This window comes from Pseudomonas sp. AC355, assembly GCF_979258205.1.
Map to the genome: position 1 here is coordinate 3,381,636 of NZ_OZ409843.1, position 17,519 is coordinate 3,399,154.

Here is a 17,519-nt window from a genome sequence, read left to right on the forward strand (position 1 = left end):
CTTACTCGGCCGCCGCCATGGCGCGTCGCACCTCACGGCGACGACGCAGGGTGCGCCAGATCGGGAACAGGATCATTCCGGCGATCAGTACCCAGACCACCCAGGTGATCGGGCTGGCGAACAGAATGCCCAGCTCACCGTTGGAGATCGACAGCGCCCGACGCAGGTTCTGCTCCATCAGGCCGCCGAGGATGAAACCAAGCAGGATCGCCGACAGCGGGAAATCCATCTTGCGCAGGATGTAGCCGACCACGCCGATACCGATCATAAGGAACAGGTCAAAGGTGGTGGCATGCACCGCATAGACGCCGATCGAGGTGATGATGGCGATCACCGGCACCAGCGCCCAATACGGCACGGCGAGCACCTTGGTGAAGATCCTGATCATCGGCACGTTGATCACGATCAGCATCAGGTTGGCGATGAACAGCGACGCGATCAGGCCCCAGACGATATCCGGTTGATCGCGGAACAGCAGCGGGCCGGGCGTGATGTTATAAAGCGTCAGCGCACCGAGCATTACCGCGGTGGTGCCGGAGCCGGGAACACCGAGGGTCAGCATCGGCACCATGGAACCGCAGGCCGAGGCGCTGTTGGCGGTTTCCGGAGCAGCCAGGCCGCGCAGATCACCCTCACCGAACTTGTTGTCCTTCACGGCCATGCGCTTCTCGGCCATGTAGGCCACGGCACTGGCCAAGGTCGCGCCGGCGCCCGGCAGAATGCCGAGAAAGAACCCCAGCACACCGCTACGCAGGTTGGTGGCCAGTACCGAGGCGCCTTCCTTGAGATTGAACAGCATGCGGCCGCTGGCCTGGATCGCCTTCTGACCCTTGTGCGTGCGTTCGAGCAGCACGAGGATTTCGCTGACCGAGAACAGGCCGAGCACCAGTACCACGAACTGGATGCCATCGGCCAAGCCGAGACTGCCGAAGGTGAAGCGGTACACGCCGCTGTTCGAATCGATGCCGATGCATGACAGCAACAGGCCGATGCAGGCGGCGATGGCGGTCTTCATCGGTTTGTTGCCGGCCATACCGGCCAGACAGGTGATGGCGAAGACCATCAACACGAAATATTCCGCTGGGCCGAAAGCCACCGCCCACTTGGCCAGCAGCGGCGCAAAGATCACCATACCGCAAGTAGCCATCAGGCCGCCGACGAAGGAGCTCCAGGCAGAAATCGACAGCGCCACGCCTGCTTTGCCCTGACGCGCCAGCGGGTAGCCATCGAGCGTGGTCATCACTGCCGAGGCTTCGCCTGGGATGTTCAGTAGGATCGAGGATATACGACCGCCGTATTCGCAGCCCAGGTACACGGCGGCGAGCAGGATCAGCGCACTTTCCGGTGGCAAGCCGAGGGCGAACGCGATCGGGATCAGCAGCGCCACGCCGTTGATCGGACCCAGGCCCGGCAGCAGGCCGACGATGGTGCCGAGCAAGGTGCCGCACAGCGCAGTCACCAGGTTGTAGGGGGTGAGCGCAACGCCGAAGCCCTGGCTCAGGTAGCTAAGAGTTTCCATCGATCAGTTCTCCAGGAGTTCCAGCACGCCCAACGGCAACGGCACGTCGAGCACGTAATCGAACAGCAGGTAGAGGCCGATTGAAGCGACCACGCTGATCACCGCGCACTGCCACCAGCGCGCGCCGTACAGGCGGGCGATAAAGAACCCGAACAGTAGGGTGCTGAGGACGAAGCCGAGGTTCTCGAACAGCGCGGCATACACCACCAGCAGGCCGACACAGGTGCTGACCTTGATCAGCATGTGCCGATCCATCGGCACGTCCTCGTCATGGCCCGGTTGTGGTGGCGCCAGGCTGATCGATGCGGGCTTGACCAGCAGGTACAACGCACCCGCCATGATCAGCACCAGCAATAGCAGCGGGTATGCACGCGGCCCCACCGGCTCGTAGGAAAACGGCGCCTGGTAACCCCAGGCGACGGCGACCAGGCCGACGCAGATCGCCAGCAGAATCGCCCCCAAAATGCGTTGATACATGAAACACCCCTCGCGGACGTTGCTCGCGCGTTCCGCTGCATGAAGGCCGCCAGCGGCAGCCAGGTTTGCTGATTACCAGATCGGCAGGCTGTAGCTGACAATCAGACGATGCTCGTCCGCGCCACGGGTGAAATTGGCGCGGTGACTGGCGTGCCGCCAACGCACGCCGACGTTCTTCAACGCCCCGCTCTGCACCTTGTATTGCACGTCGATGTTGCGCTCCCACTCGCGGCCGCTTTGGTTGCTACCGGTGACTTGGGCGTGGGAACCGCTGACATAGCGAGTCATGAAGGTCAGGCCCGGCACACCCAGCGCACTGAAGTCGTAGTCGTAACGCGCCTGCCAGGAACGCTCTTCGGCCTGGGCGAAATCGTTGAGCTGGAGGAAGTTGACCAAGTACGGGTTGGTGCCATTGATGTAGGCATAACCAGTATCACCGAACATACGCTGGTAACCGGCGCCGATGCTGTGCCCGGCCTGGCTGTAGGTAAGCATGCCGTTGAGGGCACGGTTATCGACCTCACCACCCAGGGCGCGGCCCTGGTCGTCACTGACCGACAGACGCAGATCGGTCTTCAGCTTGCCCTCGCCTAGCGGCAACGAATGCTGCAGGCCGAGAAAATGCTGGTTATACACATCGTCCAGTTGGCCGAAGTGATAGCTGCCGGTCAGCGCCGAGGTGAAGCGGTAATCGGCCCCTGCGAAATCGAAATGCGCAGACTCCGCCGCACCGCCACTGAAACGACGATTCTTGTTATTCAGCGCCAGGCGCTCTGAGTGGCTGGCATCACGGGCGGTGACCCGCTCCAGGCGACCAAGGTTGACGGTCAAGCCATCCAGTTCGTTAGCAGTCAACTGCCCGCCACGAAACACCTGCGGCAGGATACGACCGTCATTGGGCTGCACGGTGGGCAGTTTGGGAATCAGCGTGCCGACCCTCAGTTCGCTCTTGGACACGCGCACCTTGGCGGTCAGGCCCAGCTTGGAATACTCGTCAGCGGCGCGCCCATCGTCGTGGGTCGGCAGCAGCCCGGTGCCGGCCGGCCACGCCCCGAATCGAGCTTGACACCGAGCATGCCCAGAGCGTCCACGCCGAAGCCAACGGTGCCGTCGGTATAGCCGGAACGCATGTCGAGGATAAAGCCCTGCGCCCACTCTTCGCGCTTGGACTGGCCGCTGCCGTCACGGAAATCGCGATTCAGGTAGAAGTTGCGCAGGTCGAGCTTGGCCGAGCTGTCTTCGATGAAGGCAGCCTGGCTGCCGAAGCTCGCGCAGGCCAGCAGGGGGAACGAGGTATAGAGCGTCGCACGCAGCGGCACGGAACGAAAAACGGGCATTGCCAGCCTCCCTTGTTGTTATTTGCAGGATGCGTCGTACAACCGACATCGGCGCGATGACGGTTGAAATCTTCACAGGTGGTATCGAGTGCGCCCGCTGCCCGCCCTACTCTGCGAGGAGGCTGCAGCGGGCATCAGGTCACTGCACCAGGCCAAACTCGCTGGCCAGTTGCTTGTAGTCGGCGACTTGCTTCTTTACGTACTCGGTCAGCTCATCACCGGTCAGCGTGAAGGCATACATTTCCCGCTGATCGCGCAGGCGCACGAACTCTTCGGTCTGCATCAACGTGTCGAAGGAGGTGAGCCACCAGGCGTAATCTTCGTCCTTCACTTTCGGCCCCATGAAGAAACCGCGAATCACCGGCCAGGAGACGTCGTAGCCTTGTTCTTTTGCAGTGGGGATATCGGCCAGCTTGCCATCCAGACGCTCATCGGCCAGCAGCGCAAGCACGCGCACATCGCCTGACTCGACATAAGGCGCGGCCACGGCGATGTCGCCGCTGATCACGCCGACGTGGCCGCCGAGCAAGGCCGTGAACACATCACCATTGGTGTCGAAGCCGACATAACGCAGCTTGCGCGGGTCGATGCCGCCTTCGCGACTGACCAACGCGGCCTGCATCCAGTGTTGGCTGCCAACCGTACCGGCAGCGCCCAGCGGGGTGATGGCGGGGTTTTCCTTGAAGGCGGCGATCAGGTCGTCGAGGTTCTGATAAGGGGAATCCTTGCGTACGGCGATCACGCCGTAACTGGCGCCTACTGCCGCCAGCCAGCGCACGTCATTCTCGTTGTAACGTCCGAACTTGCCCTGCGCCAGGTTGAGCAGGGAACCGCTGGAGAACGCCACGATGGCGCCGGCATCGGCAGGACGCTGGGCAACCATCGTGTTGTAAGCCACTGCACCGATCCCACCCGGCATGTAGGTGACACGCATGGGCGCCTTGAGCAGTTCGATGTCCTTCAGGCCGCTTTGCGCCAGCTTGCAGGTCAGATCGAAGGCGCCACCTGGGCTGGAGGGTGCAATGCACTCAGGGCGACGCGGCTCAGCCTGCAGGCTGCCGGCGATCAATAAAACGCTCAGCCCGAGCGCGCAACGCTTACTCATACGCAACATGGGAATTCCTCTTTGTTTTTATTGGAAAGTGCAGCGAAAAACATCAGCATCCGTTCTATCTAACAGAACGACGTTCTGATTGATGACCAGATTAAGAAATAAAAAGTCACCTGTCCACCTTTCAGTGGCCAATACGCATGCCATCAGCCGGTGAAACTGACTGTAAGGGGGTCATAGAAATAGCTTTCGTTCTGCAGAGCAGAACGAAAAATCGAAGAGGGTGGCGCCGCACCGCGCCAAATAATATTGACCGAATGGTCATTTTTTAGATTATTTTTATCAAACATAATCAACTTAAACAATTACTTACGACCGTTCGTCTAGCTACTCGAATAACGCCAGCTAGTACGCAGTCCATCGGCGTGCACCTATGCAAAGGGTGTACGCCATCACATGAACAGACTGCCAAGGATTCAGCCATGCAACTCAATGGAATCACTTCAAAAACCGCACTCGCCCTCTGCCTGGCCGGCGCTTCTCACGCTTACGCCGACTCCATCACCGACCCGATCTCCACCATCGGTGTCATCGGCTCGCACAACCAGTACAAACTGACCGTGAACGATGACAGCGACAAGGAACGCCTCAACCAGGGCGGCCTGTTCTACACCTTCGGCAACAAGCTGACCGGTCAGGAAGGCCTCATCTATCAGGCGGGTATCGAAGCTCAGTACCGCGACAAGGATGATGTCGAATACAAATCGGCGCGTGCGGATATCGACCTGGGTCTGCGCGCCGCGCTGAGCAGCAACCAGTATGTCGATGTGATCGTGGGCGGCGGCTACGATTGGGGCCGTATCGAGCAGGATGACGTCGGCCCGTTCGACTCCAACGTCAAGCTGACCAGCAAATCACCGTTCGCCAAAGCCGGCCTGGGCTACAACTACCTGACCAACGACTACACAATGCGTCTGGAAGTCGGGGCACGCTACTCCGTGGACGCCGAGTCGCGCCTGAAGGTCGACGGTGAAAGCGAGTCCGTTGACCTGAAAAACAAGGTCAACCCGTACGGCGAACTGAGCGTGCTGTGGAACAAAGGCATCAACAACCTGCCGATCAGCACCAGCCTGTACTACACCCAAACCCGCTACGAGCTGGACAGCAACTCCGAGCTGGCTCAGCGCAGCAAGCTCAAGCAAGAGCAAATTGGCCTGAAAGTCGGCCTGGCGTTCTAAGCCTCCTGCACAAGCGAGTGCCTGGTCGTCAGACTGGGTACCTCGCTGCTCAGGATGAAATCCGCCGCACGCTCGCCGATCATGATGCACGCCGCGTTGGTGTTACCGCTGATCAGCGTCGGCATGATCGAAGCATCGGCAACCCGCAAGTTCTCCATACCGCGTACCTTCAGTGTGGGTGTCACCACCGCCATCTCGTCAGTGCCCATCTTGCAGGTACCAACCGGGTGAAACACGGTGGCCGCGCACTCGCGCAAATGCGCCAGCAACTGCTCATCCGTCTGCACCTCTGACCCTGGCAACATCTCGACGCCACGCGAACTATCGAAGGCTGGCTGGGCAAGAATCCTGCGCGCCAGTTTCACACCCTCGATCAATACGCGCGCGTCCGCTTCATCGCTGAAGAAGTTGAAGTCGACAAGCAGGCTGCGTCCCGCCCCCAGACGCACCTCACCGATGCTCTTCGGGCGCAGCACGCAGGTATGGATGGCGTAGCCATGGCCCCACTCGAACAGCCGGCCACGGTGGCTGCGATAACCGGGTACGAAATGCATCTGCACATCGGGCAACGCTTCGGCCAACGGCGTACGGGCAAAGCCGCCGGCCTCGACGTAGTTGGTGGTCAGCCAGCCCATCTTCTGCGCCAGGTACTTGAACGGCGACACCAGCACCTTGGGCAGCGAACCGAGGGAGAAGCCCAGCGATAGCGGGCTCTTCGAGCGCACGGTAACCAGGCCATCAACATGATCCTGGAGGTTCTTGCCAACACCGGCCAGATTAACCCGGCAAGCCACACCGGCGGCCTCCAGCTCGGCCTTGGGGCCGATGCCGGACTTCAGCAGCAGATGCGCTGAACCAAGGGAGCCGGCACACAGAATGGTCTCACGACGGCACCGCAAGGTACGCCACTGTTCGCCCTGCTGTAGCTCTACGCCGGTGACGCGGTCGCCCTCGAGGATCAGCCGCTCCACCTGGCAGCCCGTGAGCACAGTGAGGTTACTGCGTTCACGCACCGGATGGACGAAGGCCCGATAGCTGGACAGGCGCTTGGCGTTCTTCTGGGTCACGTTGTAGATACCCACGCCCTCCAGGGTACCGCCATTGAAATCGTCGTTTTGACGCAGGCCCAACTGCTCCGCTGCGCGGATATAAACCCTGGACAGCGGGTTGGGATCGCGCGGCTTGTCCACCAGCAACTCGCCCTGAGTGCCGTGATACAGCAACGACTGACCGAGACGGTTACCTTCCGAGCGCTTGAAATACGGCAGCACGTCCTGCCAGCTCCAGCCGGGGCAGCCCGCCGCCTGCCAACGCTGGTAATCGCTGGCATCGCCGCGGATGTAGATCATGCTGTTCATCGAGCTGGAGCCGCCGAGCACCTTGCCGCGCGGCGTGTGCAGGCTGCGCCCGGCCAGATGCTGCTGCGGTGTGGAAAAGTAGTTCCAGCTGAACGCGCGGCTCTTGTACAGGGTGATGGTGCCGGCCGGCACCTGTACGCGCGGACTGGCGTCGCTGCCGCCCGCTTCGATCAGGCACACGCGCACGCTAGGGTCGGCGCTGAGGCGGTTGGCCAATACACAGCCGGCGGAACCGGCACCAACGATCAGGTAGTCGAAGCTGTCATCCATTTCAGTGCACCGCCTCCATGTCATCGTGCAGCAGGCCGAGGATATGCCGCTTCATGCGGATGAACTCCGGCTCCATGACCACGTCCAGATTGCGCGGCCGGTCGATGGGCACGTCGAGAATTTCCTTGATCCGCCCAGGGCGCGCGCCCATCACGTAGATGCGGTCGGCGAGCAGGATGGCTTCGTCGATATCGTGGGTGACGAACACCACGGTCTTCTTGCTGTTGCCCCACACCTGCAGCAGCAATTGCTGCATCTGCAGACGCGTCTGGCTGTCGAGCGCACCGAAGGGCTCGTCCATTAGCAGGATCTGCGGGTCGTTGGCCAAGGCGCGGGCAATCGCCACACGCTGCATCATGCCGCCGGACAATTGCTTGGGGTAATGCCCGGCGAACTTGGCCAGTCCCACCTCACCCAGATAGTAATCGACGATGGTATTGATCTCGCCACTGGCGAGCCCACGGCGTTTGAGGCCGAACTCGATGTTCTGGCGTACCGTCAGCCAGGGGAACAACGTATAGCCCTGGAACACCATGCCGCGGTCGGCGCCGGGGCCCTCGACCTTCTTGCCACCGACGTAGATGTCGCCATCGCTGGGCTCGTTGAGGCCAGCGGTGAGGTAGAGCAGGCTCGACTTGCCACAGCCGGACGGACCGACGATCACCGCGAACTGTTGATCCGGTACCTCGAAGGAAACCCGATCCAGGGCGGTGAAGGTATCGCCGTTGGGCGACTGATAGCGCAGGCTGACGTTGTCCACACGCAGGCGTGCGGTGACCTCGGCGTACTCGCTGAGCGCGGGCATCACGTAGGGTTTCTTGGCTACTGCGCCCATGCGGTAATCCTCAGTCGAAGCAAGCGGAACAGTTGATCGGTGAGCAGCCCGAGCAGGCCGATGATGGCGATGGCCAGGAAAATCACGTCCACCTGGAAGCCGCGCATGGCCTTGAGGCTGATGTAGCCGAGGCCACTCGAGGCCGCGACCAGCTCGGCCACCACCAGGTAGGTCCAGGCCCAGCCCATGGTGACTCGCAGGGTATCGAGTATGCCCGGCAGTGAGGCCGGGCCGAGTACGTGCAGCACGACGTCGCGGCGACTTGCACCGAGGGTGTAGCTGGCGTTGATCAGATCTCGCGGCACGCCCTTGGACACGTCGGCAATCATCACCAACTGCTGGAAGAACACACCAAAGATGATGACCGCCACGCGCTGCTCCAGACCGATTCCGATCCACAGGATGAACAGCGGCACGAAAGAGGTCACCGGCAGGTAGCGGATGAAGTTGACCAGGGGCTCGAGGAACGCCTGGACGATGCGAAAGCTGCCCATCAACAGGCCCAATGGCACCGAGACCAGAGACGAGACGGCAAAGCCGATCAGCACCACTTCCAGGCTGGCCAGCACATGCTTGCTCAGGGTGCCGTCACCGGCCAGGCGCACGCCGGCTTCGACGACCTGACCAGGGTTTGGCAGAAACATCGACGGCACCACGCCGCCGTAGGACAGAACGGCCCACAGTCCCAGCACCAGCAGCCAGCACAGGGCCCCCGTGCCGAGCACCAGCTTGCGTGGCAGCTCTACTTTCGGCGTCAGACAGCGCTGCGCCCAGGTTTTTTGCGTGGCCATGAACCACCTCGTGTTGCAGGTATTTGAGAAGCCCGTGGCTGCCACACCTCACACTGCGCGCGAATACCGGGAGGCATCGCGACAGTGGTGTGAACAGCCAGCGGGCGGAACGCTTACGGGGTAACGAACGAGGTATCCACTAAGTCCTCGTAGCTCACTGCGTAAGGCTTGCCCTGCAGGCTGGTCCAGGTTTCGTTGGCCAGGCTGATAACGCCGGCGATGTCGCCCGGTTTGCCCGGGGTACCGAGCAGTTTCTCGCTCATGGCCTGGTCATAGAACTTCACGCCCTTGGCTGCCTCGGCCAGATCCTTCGGATCGGACAGGTAGCCGCCGACGCCCTTGGCCATGATTTCGTAAGCCTCCTGCGGGTGGGTCTTGGTGTACTCGACCGCCTTGTACAGGCCAGCGACCAGCGCCTTCACATCGTCTGGCTGCTTCTCGATCACGTCGCAGGACAACGCCACCACGTCGACGATCACACCGGGCGTCTCGCTGCTGTCGATCAGCACCTTGCCCTGCCCTTTCGCCTTGACCAGCGACAGGTGCGGCTCCCAGGTCACAGCCGCCGGTATGCGGCCGGCGATGAATGCGGTGGCCGCATCGTCAGCCGTCATGTTCTGGATTTCCAGATCGCTCATGCTCATGCCCTTCTGCTTGAGCAGGTAGGACAGCCAGAACTGCGATACCGAACCTTCGTTGACCGCCACCGCCTTGCCTTTCAGCTGCTCCAGGCTGGTCACTTCGTTACCCACCAGTACACCGTCGCCACCGTGACTTTCGTCCAGCGCGGCAACCGCCTTGAAGCAAAAGTTCTTCGAGCGATACTTGAGGATTTCATCGATGGTCGATGCCGAGCCCGACAACTTGCCCGAGGCCTGAGCCGCCATGTACATGGCCGACTCCTCGATCACGGTGAACTCGACATCCAGCCCCTGCTCCTTGAAGTAACCGAGGTCACGGGCCAGATAAAGCGTGCCGTAACCGACCCAGGTGGTGTGCCCGAGGGTCAGGGTTCCGGCCTGGGCGCTGGCGGCCATGCCAGCGGCTACGGCGGTGCATGCAAAAGAGCGGACGATACGGTGGCGCAAGGACTTGTTCATGAAGCACTCCCACAGCCTGTTGGCTTGTTTTTGGTTTTCATGGGGCAGGGACAGGCCAAGGGCCAAGGGCGTATCGCAGGCCGGCCTCGTGGGGCCGGCACAGTAGTCTTCAGCGCTCTCTACGGAACACTTGGGTTTACAGCAGATTCAGTTCACGCCCGGTTCGATCCACCGCGCGGCGGGTCTTCTCCACCAGCTCATCCAGCTCGGCATGAGTGGCGACCAGCGCTGGCGCCATGATCATCCGGCCGAGGGTCGAGCGAATGATCAGGCCCTCATCGAAACCAACGGTGCGGCAGTGCCAGGCGATGTCGTTCTCGTTGGCGAAACGTTTGCGCGTGCCTTTGTCTTCGGCGAACTGCAACGCGGCAACCAGGCCGACACCCTGGATATCGCCGATCAGCGGATGCCCGGCAAAGGTCTCTCGCAGCAGTTTGTGCAGGTAGGGGCCGGTGTCGGTTTTCACCGTTTCGACGATCTTCTCGTCACGCAGCGCAGTGAGGTTGGCGATGGCCACTGCCGCCGCCACCGGGTGCCCGGCATAGGTCAGGCCGTGAGCGAACAGGCCACCCTGCTGCACCAGTACCTCAGCCATCCGCGCACTGAACACCAGACCACCCATGGGGATGTAGCCACTGGTCAGGCCCTTGGCGATGGTCAGCGTGTCCGGCTCGAAACCGAAATGCTGATGGGAGAACCACTCGCCCGTGCGGCCAAAGCCACCGATCACTTCATCGGCACACAGCAATACGTCGTACTGACGGCAGATGCGCTGTACCTCGGCCCAGTAACTGGCCGGCGGGAAGATCATGCCGCCGGCACCCTGGAAGGGCTCGGCCACGAAAGCGGCGACGTTTTCCGCACCCAGTTCGAGGATCTTCGCCTCGAGCTCGCGGGCGGCCTTGAGGCCAAACGCCTCCTCGCTCAGCTCGCCGCCTTCGACGAAATAGTGCGGCTCACCGATATGGGCGAAGTCCGGCAGCATGCCGCCCATCTCGTGCATGAAGCCCATGCCGCCAAGCGCGGTGCTGCCCAGGGTCGAACCGTGGTAACCGTTCCAGCGGCCGATCATCACCTTCTTCTGCGGCTTGCCGAGAATCTGCCAGTAACGGCGCACACTGCGAATCAATACCTCATTGGCCTCGGAACCGGAGTTGGTATAGATGGCGTGGCTGTAGTGCTCTGGCAGCAGGCTGAAGAGCAGCTCGGAGAGTTCCACGACCCGCGGGTGCGTGGTGTGAAAGAACAGGTTGTAGTACGGCAGTTCTTCGAGCTGCCGACTGGCAGCGGCATTCAGGTCGGCACGCCCATAACCGAGCGCAGTGCACCATAGCCCGGACATGCCATCCAGATAGCGTTTGCCATCGGTATCCCACAGGTTCAGGCCCTGCCCCTTGGCGATCACCAGCGCACCCTTCTCGTTCAGCGCTTTCTGGTCGAGGAAGGCATGGATGTGGTGGGCCGCATCCAGCGCCTGGTATTGCTGCGTGCTGTGTTTCGGGGCAGTCATGGCAAGGCTCCTGTGATCGGGTTCGGCGCGACTGGCACTGCTCAACGCAGCTGGAACCACGTGGTCTTCAAATGGGTGTATTTGTCGAACGAGTGCAGTGACAGGTCGCGACCGAAACCGGATTGCTTGCCGCCGCCAAACGGTACGCTCACGTCCAGGGCATCGACCGTGTTGACCGACACGGTGCCCGCCTTGAGGCGACGCGCCACGCGATGGGCACGATTGAGGTCGTCGCTCCACAGCGAGGCGGCAAGGCCATAGATGCTGTCGTTGGCCAGCTGCACGGCTTCGTCTTCGCTGTCGAAGGGCATTATCGCCAGTACCGGGCCGAACACTTCTTCGCGGGCCAGCCGGCTGGTGGGAGAAACCTTGGTGAACACCGTCGGCTCGATGAAATTGTCCGAGCCGTTGAAGCTGAGCTGGCGCCCGCCGCAAACCAGGTGCGCACCCTCACGCTGGGCGTCGTCGATAAAGGCCATGATCCGAGCGGTCTGCCGTGTCTCGACAATGGCGCCGGCGCGGCTGCTCGGACTCAGAGGATCACCCGGCTGCCAGTCGCGGGCCTTGCTCAGCAGGCGCTCGACGAATTGGTCATGGATAGAGCGTTCGACCAGCAAGCGCGAGTTGGCCGAGCAGACTTCGCCCTGATTGAAGAAGATGCCGAAGGCAGCTTTCTCTGCAGCCAGATCCAGATCCTGGCAGTCGGCGAACACCAGATTGGCGCTCTTGCCACCGCACTCCAGCCAGACTTGCTTGAGGTTGGACTGCGCCGAGTAAGCCATGAAGAACTTGCCGACCTCGGTGGAGCCGGTAAAGGCCAGGCAGTCGACATCCATGTGCAGACCGAGGGCCTTGCCGGCACTTTCGCCGAAGCCGGGCACCACGTTGAACACGCCTGGAGGAATGCCCGCTTCCAGCGCCAGCTCGGCCAGACGCAAGGCAGAAAACGGCGATTGCTCGGCGGGCTTGAGGATCACCGAGTTACCGGCGGCAAGGGCTGGCGCAAGTTTCCAGGCGGCCATGTCCAACGGGAAATTCCACGGCACCACCGCGGCAACCACACCCAACGCCTCACGCGTCACGGTGGCGAGCACGTTGCGGGCCGTCGGCGCGACTTCGTCGTACAGCTTGTCGAGGCTCTCCGCGTACCAGCGAAACACACCGGCGGCGCCGGGCACGTCGATGCTCCAGGCATCCATCACCGGCTTGCCCATGTTCAACGAGTCGAGCAGTGCCAGTTCATCTCGATTGGCCAGAATCAACTCAGCGAGCTTGAGCAGCACCTGCTTGCGCTCGACCGGCGCACGTTGCGACCAGTCTCCCGCCTCGAAGGATTGCCGTGCGGCGCGCACTGCCAGGTCGACATCGGCGGCATCACAGGCCGCGACGTTGGAAAGAAGTTGGCCGGTAGCTGGATTGATCGAAGCGAAGGTGGCACCGGATTGCGCTGCAACTCGGCGGCCTCCAATGATCGCCTGGCTGATGAAAGGTTGCTGCCGAGCACGTTGCTGCCAATCGCCGAGTCCGTACACCACCATCCCCTTTTTCGCCACTTGATTGCTGCTGCGAACCGATAGTGGCGTAAAGGATGGGCAATAGAAAAATATTAAAAATGTCATCGGGACATACGAAAAAGCTGGCTTAGAGAGCACCAACAGAGAGCGACGAGCACTACTTTCGCGCACTTTTCACGCATTTCTGCGGCACAGATGATCACTGTCAGTCGCAGCCCCTGATTCGGTGATAAAAACAGAGCATTAATGAGGCGCGAGCCAGCAGGCCAGGCGACAAGGGATAGGCAGATCGCACCACTATGGAGCGTCAAATATTCTATTGGAGCCTCTTTGATGCCGTTAAGAGACCTTGCTGTCGCAATGAACCTGGCTCAGAGACTCGTGTTCGTGACGGCAGGCGACAGCGTATTGAATCGTCTCAGTTTGAAATCCAAGAGCGCTGCTGCCAGAAGCTTGCGCTAAGCCATTCGCTACCCACGCCGACGTGCGGATGGCGCGAGAGGCACGCTTGAAGCCATCTCGATAGTGAGGGCGCAGGCCTTCTGCGACGGGCGTCTGGTATACTTCAGCATCCCTCGCGTAGATGTGTTTCATCGCTCGCGAAGCGCCTCATGCGTTCCCCTCGCTACCTTCCATGCCGTAATCGCCTACTGATCTCATGTCTCTGAACATCGCTTCCATCAATATCGAACGCTCCAGACACCTGCCGCGAGTCGAGGCTTTCGTTAATCGTGAACGCCCGGATCTGCTCTGCCTGCAGGAGCTCTGCGAGCGCGACATTCCATTCTTCGAAGCCCTGATGGGTGGCCGCATGTCCTTCGCGCCCATGGTGCGCTATCCGGGGGAAGGCCCTTCGGATGTGGTCGGCATCGGTATGATCGCCCGCGACGAAGCGTTGACGGACGTGGTCGCCGACTACTATTCAGGCAGCGCGCAAGGCATTCGCGAAATAACCTTTTTCAGCACGCAAGGCCAGCGCACCGCTGATCCGCTGAGCATCGCCGAGGTCATGCTGACGGCCACTGTCCGGGGCCTGCGCATCGCCGTGACCCATCTCAACGTGACACCACTCGGCACCTCCACGGCGTACCAGCGAGAAAGCGCCGGCAAGCTGATCCAGCTGGCTCAGGCGCAGGCACAACAGGCTGGCGACCTGCTGCTGGTAGGCGACTTCAACGCCCCGCGCGGCCGCGCTACCTTCGACTTGATCGCCGAGCACTTCATCGATGGCATACCGGCGCACTACACCAGCAGCATCGACGGTTCGCTGCACCGCGCCGGAGACATTCCGTTCATGGTCGATGGGCTGTTCCACACGCCGGGCTACCGGCTGGAAAACGCCAGCATGAGTACCGGCGTATCCGACCACTGCGCACTCAGTTGCCGCTTGAGCAAAGCCTGAGCCGGCCCTTGCCCACAGGGCACTTGAAGACAGATTGGACGCTGGGTTGCCGAGCGCTCAATCACCGCCCACGGCGAAGTTGGGCAGGCTGTCCACCGGCTGGCTGAACTCGAAAGGAATCGACTCCAGCGCCATGCCGACGTTGCGCTGCACCACGAAGTGCAGGTGCGGGCCGGTACTGTTGCCGGTATTGCCAGAACGGGCGATGGATGCGCCGGCGGCGAGGCGCTGGCCTTCACGAACGCTCACTGAGCCCTGCATCAGGTGCAGGTAGACGCCCATGGTGCCGTCGTCGTGGAGGATGCGTACGAAGTTGCCGGAGGGGTTGTCTCCGCGCCCGCTCTGGGCGTTCTCAGTCTTCACCACGATCCCGCTACGCGCGGCGACAATCGGCGTGCCCTCGGGCATGGCGATGTCCAGGGCGTAGCGCCCTTTGGGGGTGAAATGGCTGTACTGGCCATTGGCACCTTGAGTCAGGCGAAACGGTTCACCCTGCCACGGCAGTGGGTAGCTATTCTTGGTCGGCAGCAGCCGCGGGTCACCCAGGGCGTAACTCAGCTTCGGCGTATAGCGCAACGGCTTGGAGGGATCGAGCGGCGCCAGGGTGGCCAGACGTATCTCGCTACGCGGCGGCAGCACCCAACTGATCGGCCTTGCCGGTACGCCACTGGCGTTGGCGACCTTCTCGAGTTTGAGCTCCACCTGAACCGGCGCGTACAGATCGTTACGCACCAACAGCGTCTCGCCGGCAGCGTGCTTGCGAGTTTCCAGCTTCACCTGGTTATCGAGTTTCTCGACCATGCGGTCGCTGAACACGAACACCTTCGCACCGGGCGCAGCCTGATCACTGTAGGTGACCACGCCATTGGCATCGGTGTACTTGTAGACGGTCAGCGCACTTGCCTGACAGGCAAACGCACAGAGTCCCAGGAAAAGAAAGAAGCGCCCTAGCATAACGACTCGAGTCGATTTGATTATGTGTAAGTGTTCGGCGAAGCAAGACTAGCAGCGTCTCGCTGGCCGGGCGACAGGCACCTGCGCGCTTTGCGACAACCGGCACAAGCCTACCGTGCCTGCTGCACAGAACGCGCTTCAAGGGGATAAATCCCAGAGGGGTGAACAGTCAGTGACCGCGTTGCCGGCCTAGCCCTGCTCGATACGGTTGCGGCCGCCCCGCTTGGCCCGGTAGAGCGCCTGGTCGGCACGCTCGAACACCTGCTCGCTACGCTCCGCAGCACTGAACGAGCTGATGCCGCCAGACAGGGTGATGGTCACGCGCTCACCCTTGAAGTGGAACGGGCAGTTCTCGATCGCCGTACGCAGGGTATCGAGCAGTTTCAGGCCACCGTCCATGGGCGTAGAGGGGATCAACAGAACGAACTCCTCACCACCGAAACGGGCAATGAAATCGGTCTTGCGCAGCCGCTTGAACAGTTCGCCAGCGATGATCTTCAGCACCTTGTCACCGGCCAGGTGACCGAAGTCGTCGTTGATGCGCTTGAAGTGATCGATATCCACCACGGCCAGCAGCAGATCGCCGCCATAACGCTGCCAGCGCGACAATTCGAGCTCCAGGCGCTCCGTCCAGGCAGCGCGATTGGGCAATCCGGTAAGTGGGTCGAGTAGCGCTTTCTGCCGCTGTTCTTCGAGGTGATCGCGAAAGCCCTTGGCTTCAAGCTCCATGCTCGCTACCCGTTCGACCAGGGTCTGCAGGCGCTCACCCACCTGTTGTTCACGGTCGTCACGCTGCTGCTGATACTGCTCCATGGTGCCGAGCAGACCGCTGAGGCGGTTTTCCACCAGGTTCTTGAGGCTGTCCAGATCGGTGGCTTCAAGCACACTGCTGTGCAAGCCATCGACCTGCTGACGCAGTTCGCTGTCCAGGCTGCGGGCCGCCTGGGTCGAGTCGGCATAATCGGCGTGCACGTCACGCAGGCTGCCCTGGAAAGCCGCAAGGCGCTGATTGAGCTGCTTGAGATAGCCTTCGAACTCGCGCTGACCGACGTCGGCGATCGCCAGCATCAGTACGCCCAAGTCGTCCAACACCGGTACCAGCTCGTACATATTGAGACCGGCGGTGATGCGCTGACGCAGCACGTCGGCCTGGGCCTGATGACGATCAGGCAACGGCAACTCGTCGAGCAAACCGAGCAAACTGCTTTCGACGTGGCTGGCAATAGCGCTGTAGCCAGGCTCAGGTGCAGCCGGCAGCGCATAGGCAGGGTCGGACAGTGGCGCCTCTTCTGTCACCGCAGTGTCGAGCGTGGCGGCTTCTGCCACTTCAGCGACCGGCTCACGAGCAGGCTGGGCAGCAGGCGGCGGCATCAGCAACGAGGACAGCAACGGCAGGCTGTCGAGCAATACCGCGCTGTTGGCAGCGGCGGCATTGACCGTTACGACCGCGGGCTTAGCCACCTCAGGCTGTGGCAGCGGCTCGGCCGCCAACGCAAGCGCGGGCTCAGGTGCTGGTGCTGGTGCTGGTGCAACAGGCTGCTCGGCCAACGCAACAGCGACAGGCGCGTTTTGCACCGGTAAGGGCAGCGCAACCAGCACAGGCTCTACCGCGGCGTCAGGTGACGTAGGCGGGGTCGTCCCATCACGGTTGCCAAACAGACGCTCGATAAACCCCGGTCGCTCGACCTGCTCCGCTCCCAAAGCACCCAACGCCTGCTGCTGCAGCTGGCTCAGTTCAGCCAGTAGCGCAGGCAGCTCACGGGATTGCCGCGCTCGCTCGGCAACCTGCTTGGCATAACGCTTGAGCGGTTTGCGCACGTCGTTCGGCAGATCCATCTTCAGCAACTGCGTGACCAGGTTCGACAGCCCACTGGCGACCTGCTCGATCCGTTGCTGACGACGCTGCTCGGAATCCAGCACGGTCTTTTCCAACCGCGGAATCAGCGCGCTGAGCCCGGCATCCATATCGTCACGACGAAGGATCTCGCGCAGATCCTGCATACATTGGTCGACTAACTTGTCAGCCCCCTCGGCCGCCAGGCTACTACGCACCAGTCCGCGCCGCAGCAGGTCGACGCGCGAATCCCAACGGCGCTCAAGCTTTTCCTGCTGCTCAAGATTGGACAGATACTTTTCGCGCCAACGCTGGGCGTCGTCAGACAT

At 61.7% G+C, this 17,519-nt stretch carries 13 protein-coding genes and 1 pseudogene; 2 read left to right on the plus strand and 12 right to left on the minus strand.

The genetic code is table 11. The features are described 5' to 3' along the window. Position 1: 1 nt before the first annotated feature. The 4 genes and pseudogenes from ACZ0AI_RS16010 to ACZ0AI_RS16025 all read right to left on the minus strand — a co-directional run bounded on the left by ACZ0AI_RS16010 (position 2) and on the right by ACZ0AI_RS16025 (position 4,447). Entirely contained in the window at positions 2-1,519 is a 1,518-nt protein-coding gene (locus ACZ0AI_RS16010; RefSeq protein WP_463562722.1) for a tripartite tricarboxylate transporter permease, read from the minus strand. Between the two features lie 3 nt (positions 1,520-1,522). Beyond that, the gene (locus ACZ0AI_RS16015; protein ID WP_463562723.1) at positions 1,523-1,996 is read right to left on the minus strand and encodes a tripartite tricarboxylate transporter TctB family protein; all 474 of its coding nucleotides are present in this window, start codon (positions 1,994-1,996) and stop codon (positions 1,523-1,525) included. Between the two features lie 72 nt (positions 1,997-2,068). Beyond that, a pseudogene (locus ACZ0AI_RS16020) lies at positions 2,069-3,333 on the minus strand (OprD family porin). Between the two features lie 139 nt (positions 3,334-3,472). Beyond that, on the minus strand, positions 3,473-4,447 hold the full coding sequence (locus tag ACZ0AI_RS16025) for a Bug family tripartite tricarboxylate transporter substrate binding protein (protein WP_463562725.1): 975 nt from the start codon (positions 4,445-4,447) through the stop codon (positions 3,473-3,475). 419 nt (positions 4,448-4,866) lie between these two features. On the opposite strand from ACZ0AI_RS16025, the gene ACZ0AI_RS16030 reads away from it, so the two are divergent. Beyond that, positions 4,867-5,622, plus strand: a complete 756-nt coding sequence (locus ACZ0AI_RS16030) for a hypothetical protein (protein WP_463562726.1) — start codon at positions 4,867-4,869, stop codon at positions 5,620-5,622. On the opposite strand, the gene ACZ0AI_RS16035 is transcribed toward ACZ0AI_RS16030, so the two are convergent. The 6 genes from ACZ0AI_RS16035 to ACZ0AI_RS16060 form a co-directional block, all read right to left on the minus strand. Then, on the minus strand, positions 5,619-7,250 hold the full coding sequence (locus tag ACZ0AI_RS16035; RefSeq protein ID WP_463562727.1) for a GMC family oxidoreductase: 1,632 nt from the start codon (positions 7,248-7,250) through the stop codon (positions 5,619-5,621). The two genes, ACZ0AI_RS16030 and ACZ0AI_RS16035, sit on opposite strands and share 4 nt — an antisense overlap. A 1-nt stretch (position 7,251) precedes the next feature. Next, entirely contained in the window at positions 7,252-8,055 is an 804-nt protein-coding gene (locus tag ACZ0AI_RS16040) for an ABC transporter ATP-binding protein (RefSeq protein WP_463566270.1), read from the minus strand. A gap of 17 nt (positions 8,056-8,072) precedes the next feature. Then, the gene (locus ACZ0AI_RS16045) at positions 8,073-8,876 is read right to left on the minus strand and encodes an ABC transporter permease (protein ID WP_463570039.1); all 804 of its coding nucleotides are present in this window, start codon (positions 8,874-8,876) and stop codon (positions 8,073-8,075) included. A 113-nt stretch (positions 8,877-8,989) separates the two neighbouring features. Then, positions 8,990-9,976: an ABC transporter substrate-binding protein gene (locus ACZ0AI_RS16050; protein ID WP_225837376.1), complete on the minus strand. Its 987-nt coding sequence runs from the start codon at positions 9,974-9,976 to the stop codon at positions 8,990-8,992. Positions 9,977-10,112: 136 nt separating this feature from the next. Continuing rightward, entirely contained in the window at positions 10,113-11,486 is a 1,374-nt protein-coding gene (locus ACZ0AI_RS16055; protein ID WP_463562728.1) for an aspartate aminotransferase family protein, read from the minus strand. A 41-nt stretch (positions 11,487-11,527) separates the two neighbouring features. After that, on the minus strand, positions 11,528-13,018 hold the full coding sequence (locus ACZ0AI_RS16060; protein ID WP_463562729.1) for an aldehyde dehydrogenase: 1,491 nt from the start codon (positions 13,016-13,018) through the stop codon (positions 11,528-11,530). Between the two features lie 640 nt (positions 13,019-13,658). Between ACZ0AI_RS16060 and ACZ0AI_RS16065 the strand changes: the two genes are divergently transcribed. Then, positions 13,659-14,402: an endonuclease/exonuclease/phosphatase family protein gene (locus ACZ0AI_RS16065; RefSeq protein WP_463562730.1), complete on the plus strand. Its 744-nt coding sequence runs from the start codon at positions 13,659-13,661 to the stop codon at positions 14,400-14,402. Between the two features lie 57 nt (positions 14,403-14,459). Here the strand turns inward: ACZ0AI_RS16065 and ACZ0AI_RS16070 are convergent, their stop codons facing one another. Together ACZ0AI_RS16070 and ACZ0AI_RS16075 are read right to left on the minus strand one after the other, a co-directional pair. Continuing rightward, a complete protein-coding gene (locus tag ACZ0AI_RS16070; RefSeq protein WP_463562731.1) occupies positions 14,460-15,356 on the minus strand; it encodes a peptidoglycan DD-metalloendopeptidase family protein in 897 nt (298 codons plus the stop codon). A 189-nt stretch (positions 15,357-15,545) separates the two neighbouring features. Beyond that, positions 15,546-17,519: a GGDEF domain-containing protein gene (locus ACZ0AI_RS16075; RefSeq protein WP_463562732.1), complete on the minus strand. Its 1,974-nt coding sequence runs from the start codon at positions 17,517-17,519 to the stop codon at positions 15,546-15,548.

Bases quoted from the DNA above. Each gene is read 5' to 3' on its own strand.
- ACZ0AI_RS16010 (WP_463562722.1), bottom strand. From the start codon at position 1,519: ATGGAAACTCTTAGCTACCTGAGCCAGGGCTTCGGCGTTGCGCTCACC.
- ACZ0AI_RS16015 (WP_463562723.1), bottom strand. From the start codon at position 1,996: ATGTATCAACGCATTTTGGGGGCGATTCTGCTGGCGATCTGCGTCGGC.
- ACZ0AI_RS16025 (WP_463562725.1), bottom strand. From the start codon at position 4,447: ATGTTGCGTATGAGTAAGCGTTGCGCGCTCGGGCTGAGCGTTTTATTG.
- ACZ0AI_RS16030 (WP_463562726.1), top strand. From the start codon at position 4,867: ATGCAACTCAATGGAATCACTTCAAAAACCGCACTCGCCCTCTGCCTG.
- ACZ0AI_RS16035 (WP_463562727.1), bottom strand. From the start codon at position 7,250: ATGGATGACAGCTTCGACTACCTGATCGTTGGTGCCGGTTCCGCCGGC.
- ACZ0AI_RS16040 (WP_463566270.1), bottom strand. From the start codon at position 8,055: ATGCCCGCGCTCAGCGAGTACGCCGAGGTCACCGCACGCCTGCGTGTG.
- ACZ0AI_RS16045 (WP_463570039.1), bottom strand. From the start codon at position 8,876: ATGGCCACGCAAAAAACCTGGGCGCAGCGCTGTCTGACGCCGAAAGTA.
- ACZ0AI_RS16050 (WP_225837376.1), bottom strand. From the start codon at position 9,976: ATGAACAAGTCCTTGCGCCACCGTATCGTCCGCTCTTTTGCATGCACC.
- ACZ0AI_RS16055 (WP_463562728.1), bottom strand. From the start codon at position 11,486: ATGACTGCCCCGAAACACAGCACGCAGCAATACCAGGCGCTGGATGCG.
- ACZ0AI_RS16065 (WP_463562730.1), top strand. From the start codon at position 13,659: ATGTCTCTGAACATCGCTTCCATCAATATCGAACGCTCCAGACACCTG.
- ACZ0AI_RS16070 (WP_463562731.1), bottom strand. From the start codon at position 15,356: ATGCTAGGGCGCTTCTTTCTTTTCCTGGGACTCTGTGCGTTTGCCTGT.
- ACZ0AI_RS16075 (WP_463562732.1), bottom strand. From the start codon at position 17,519: ATGTCTGACGACGCCCAGCGTTGGCGCGAAAAGTATCTGTCCAATCTT.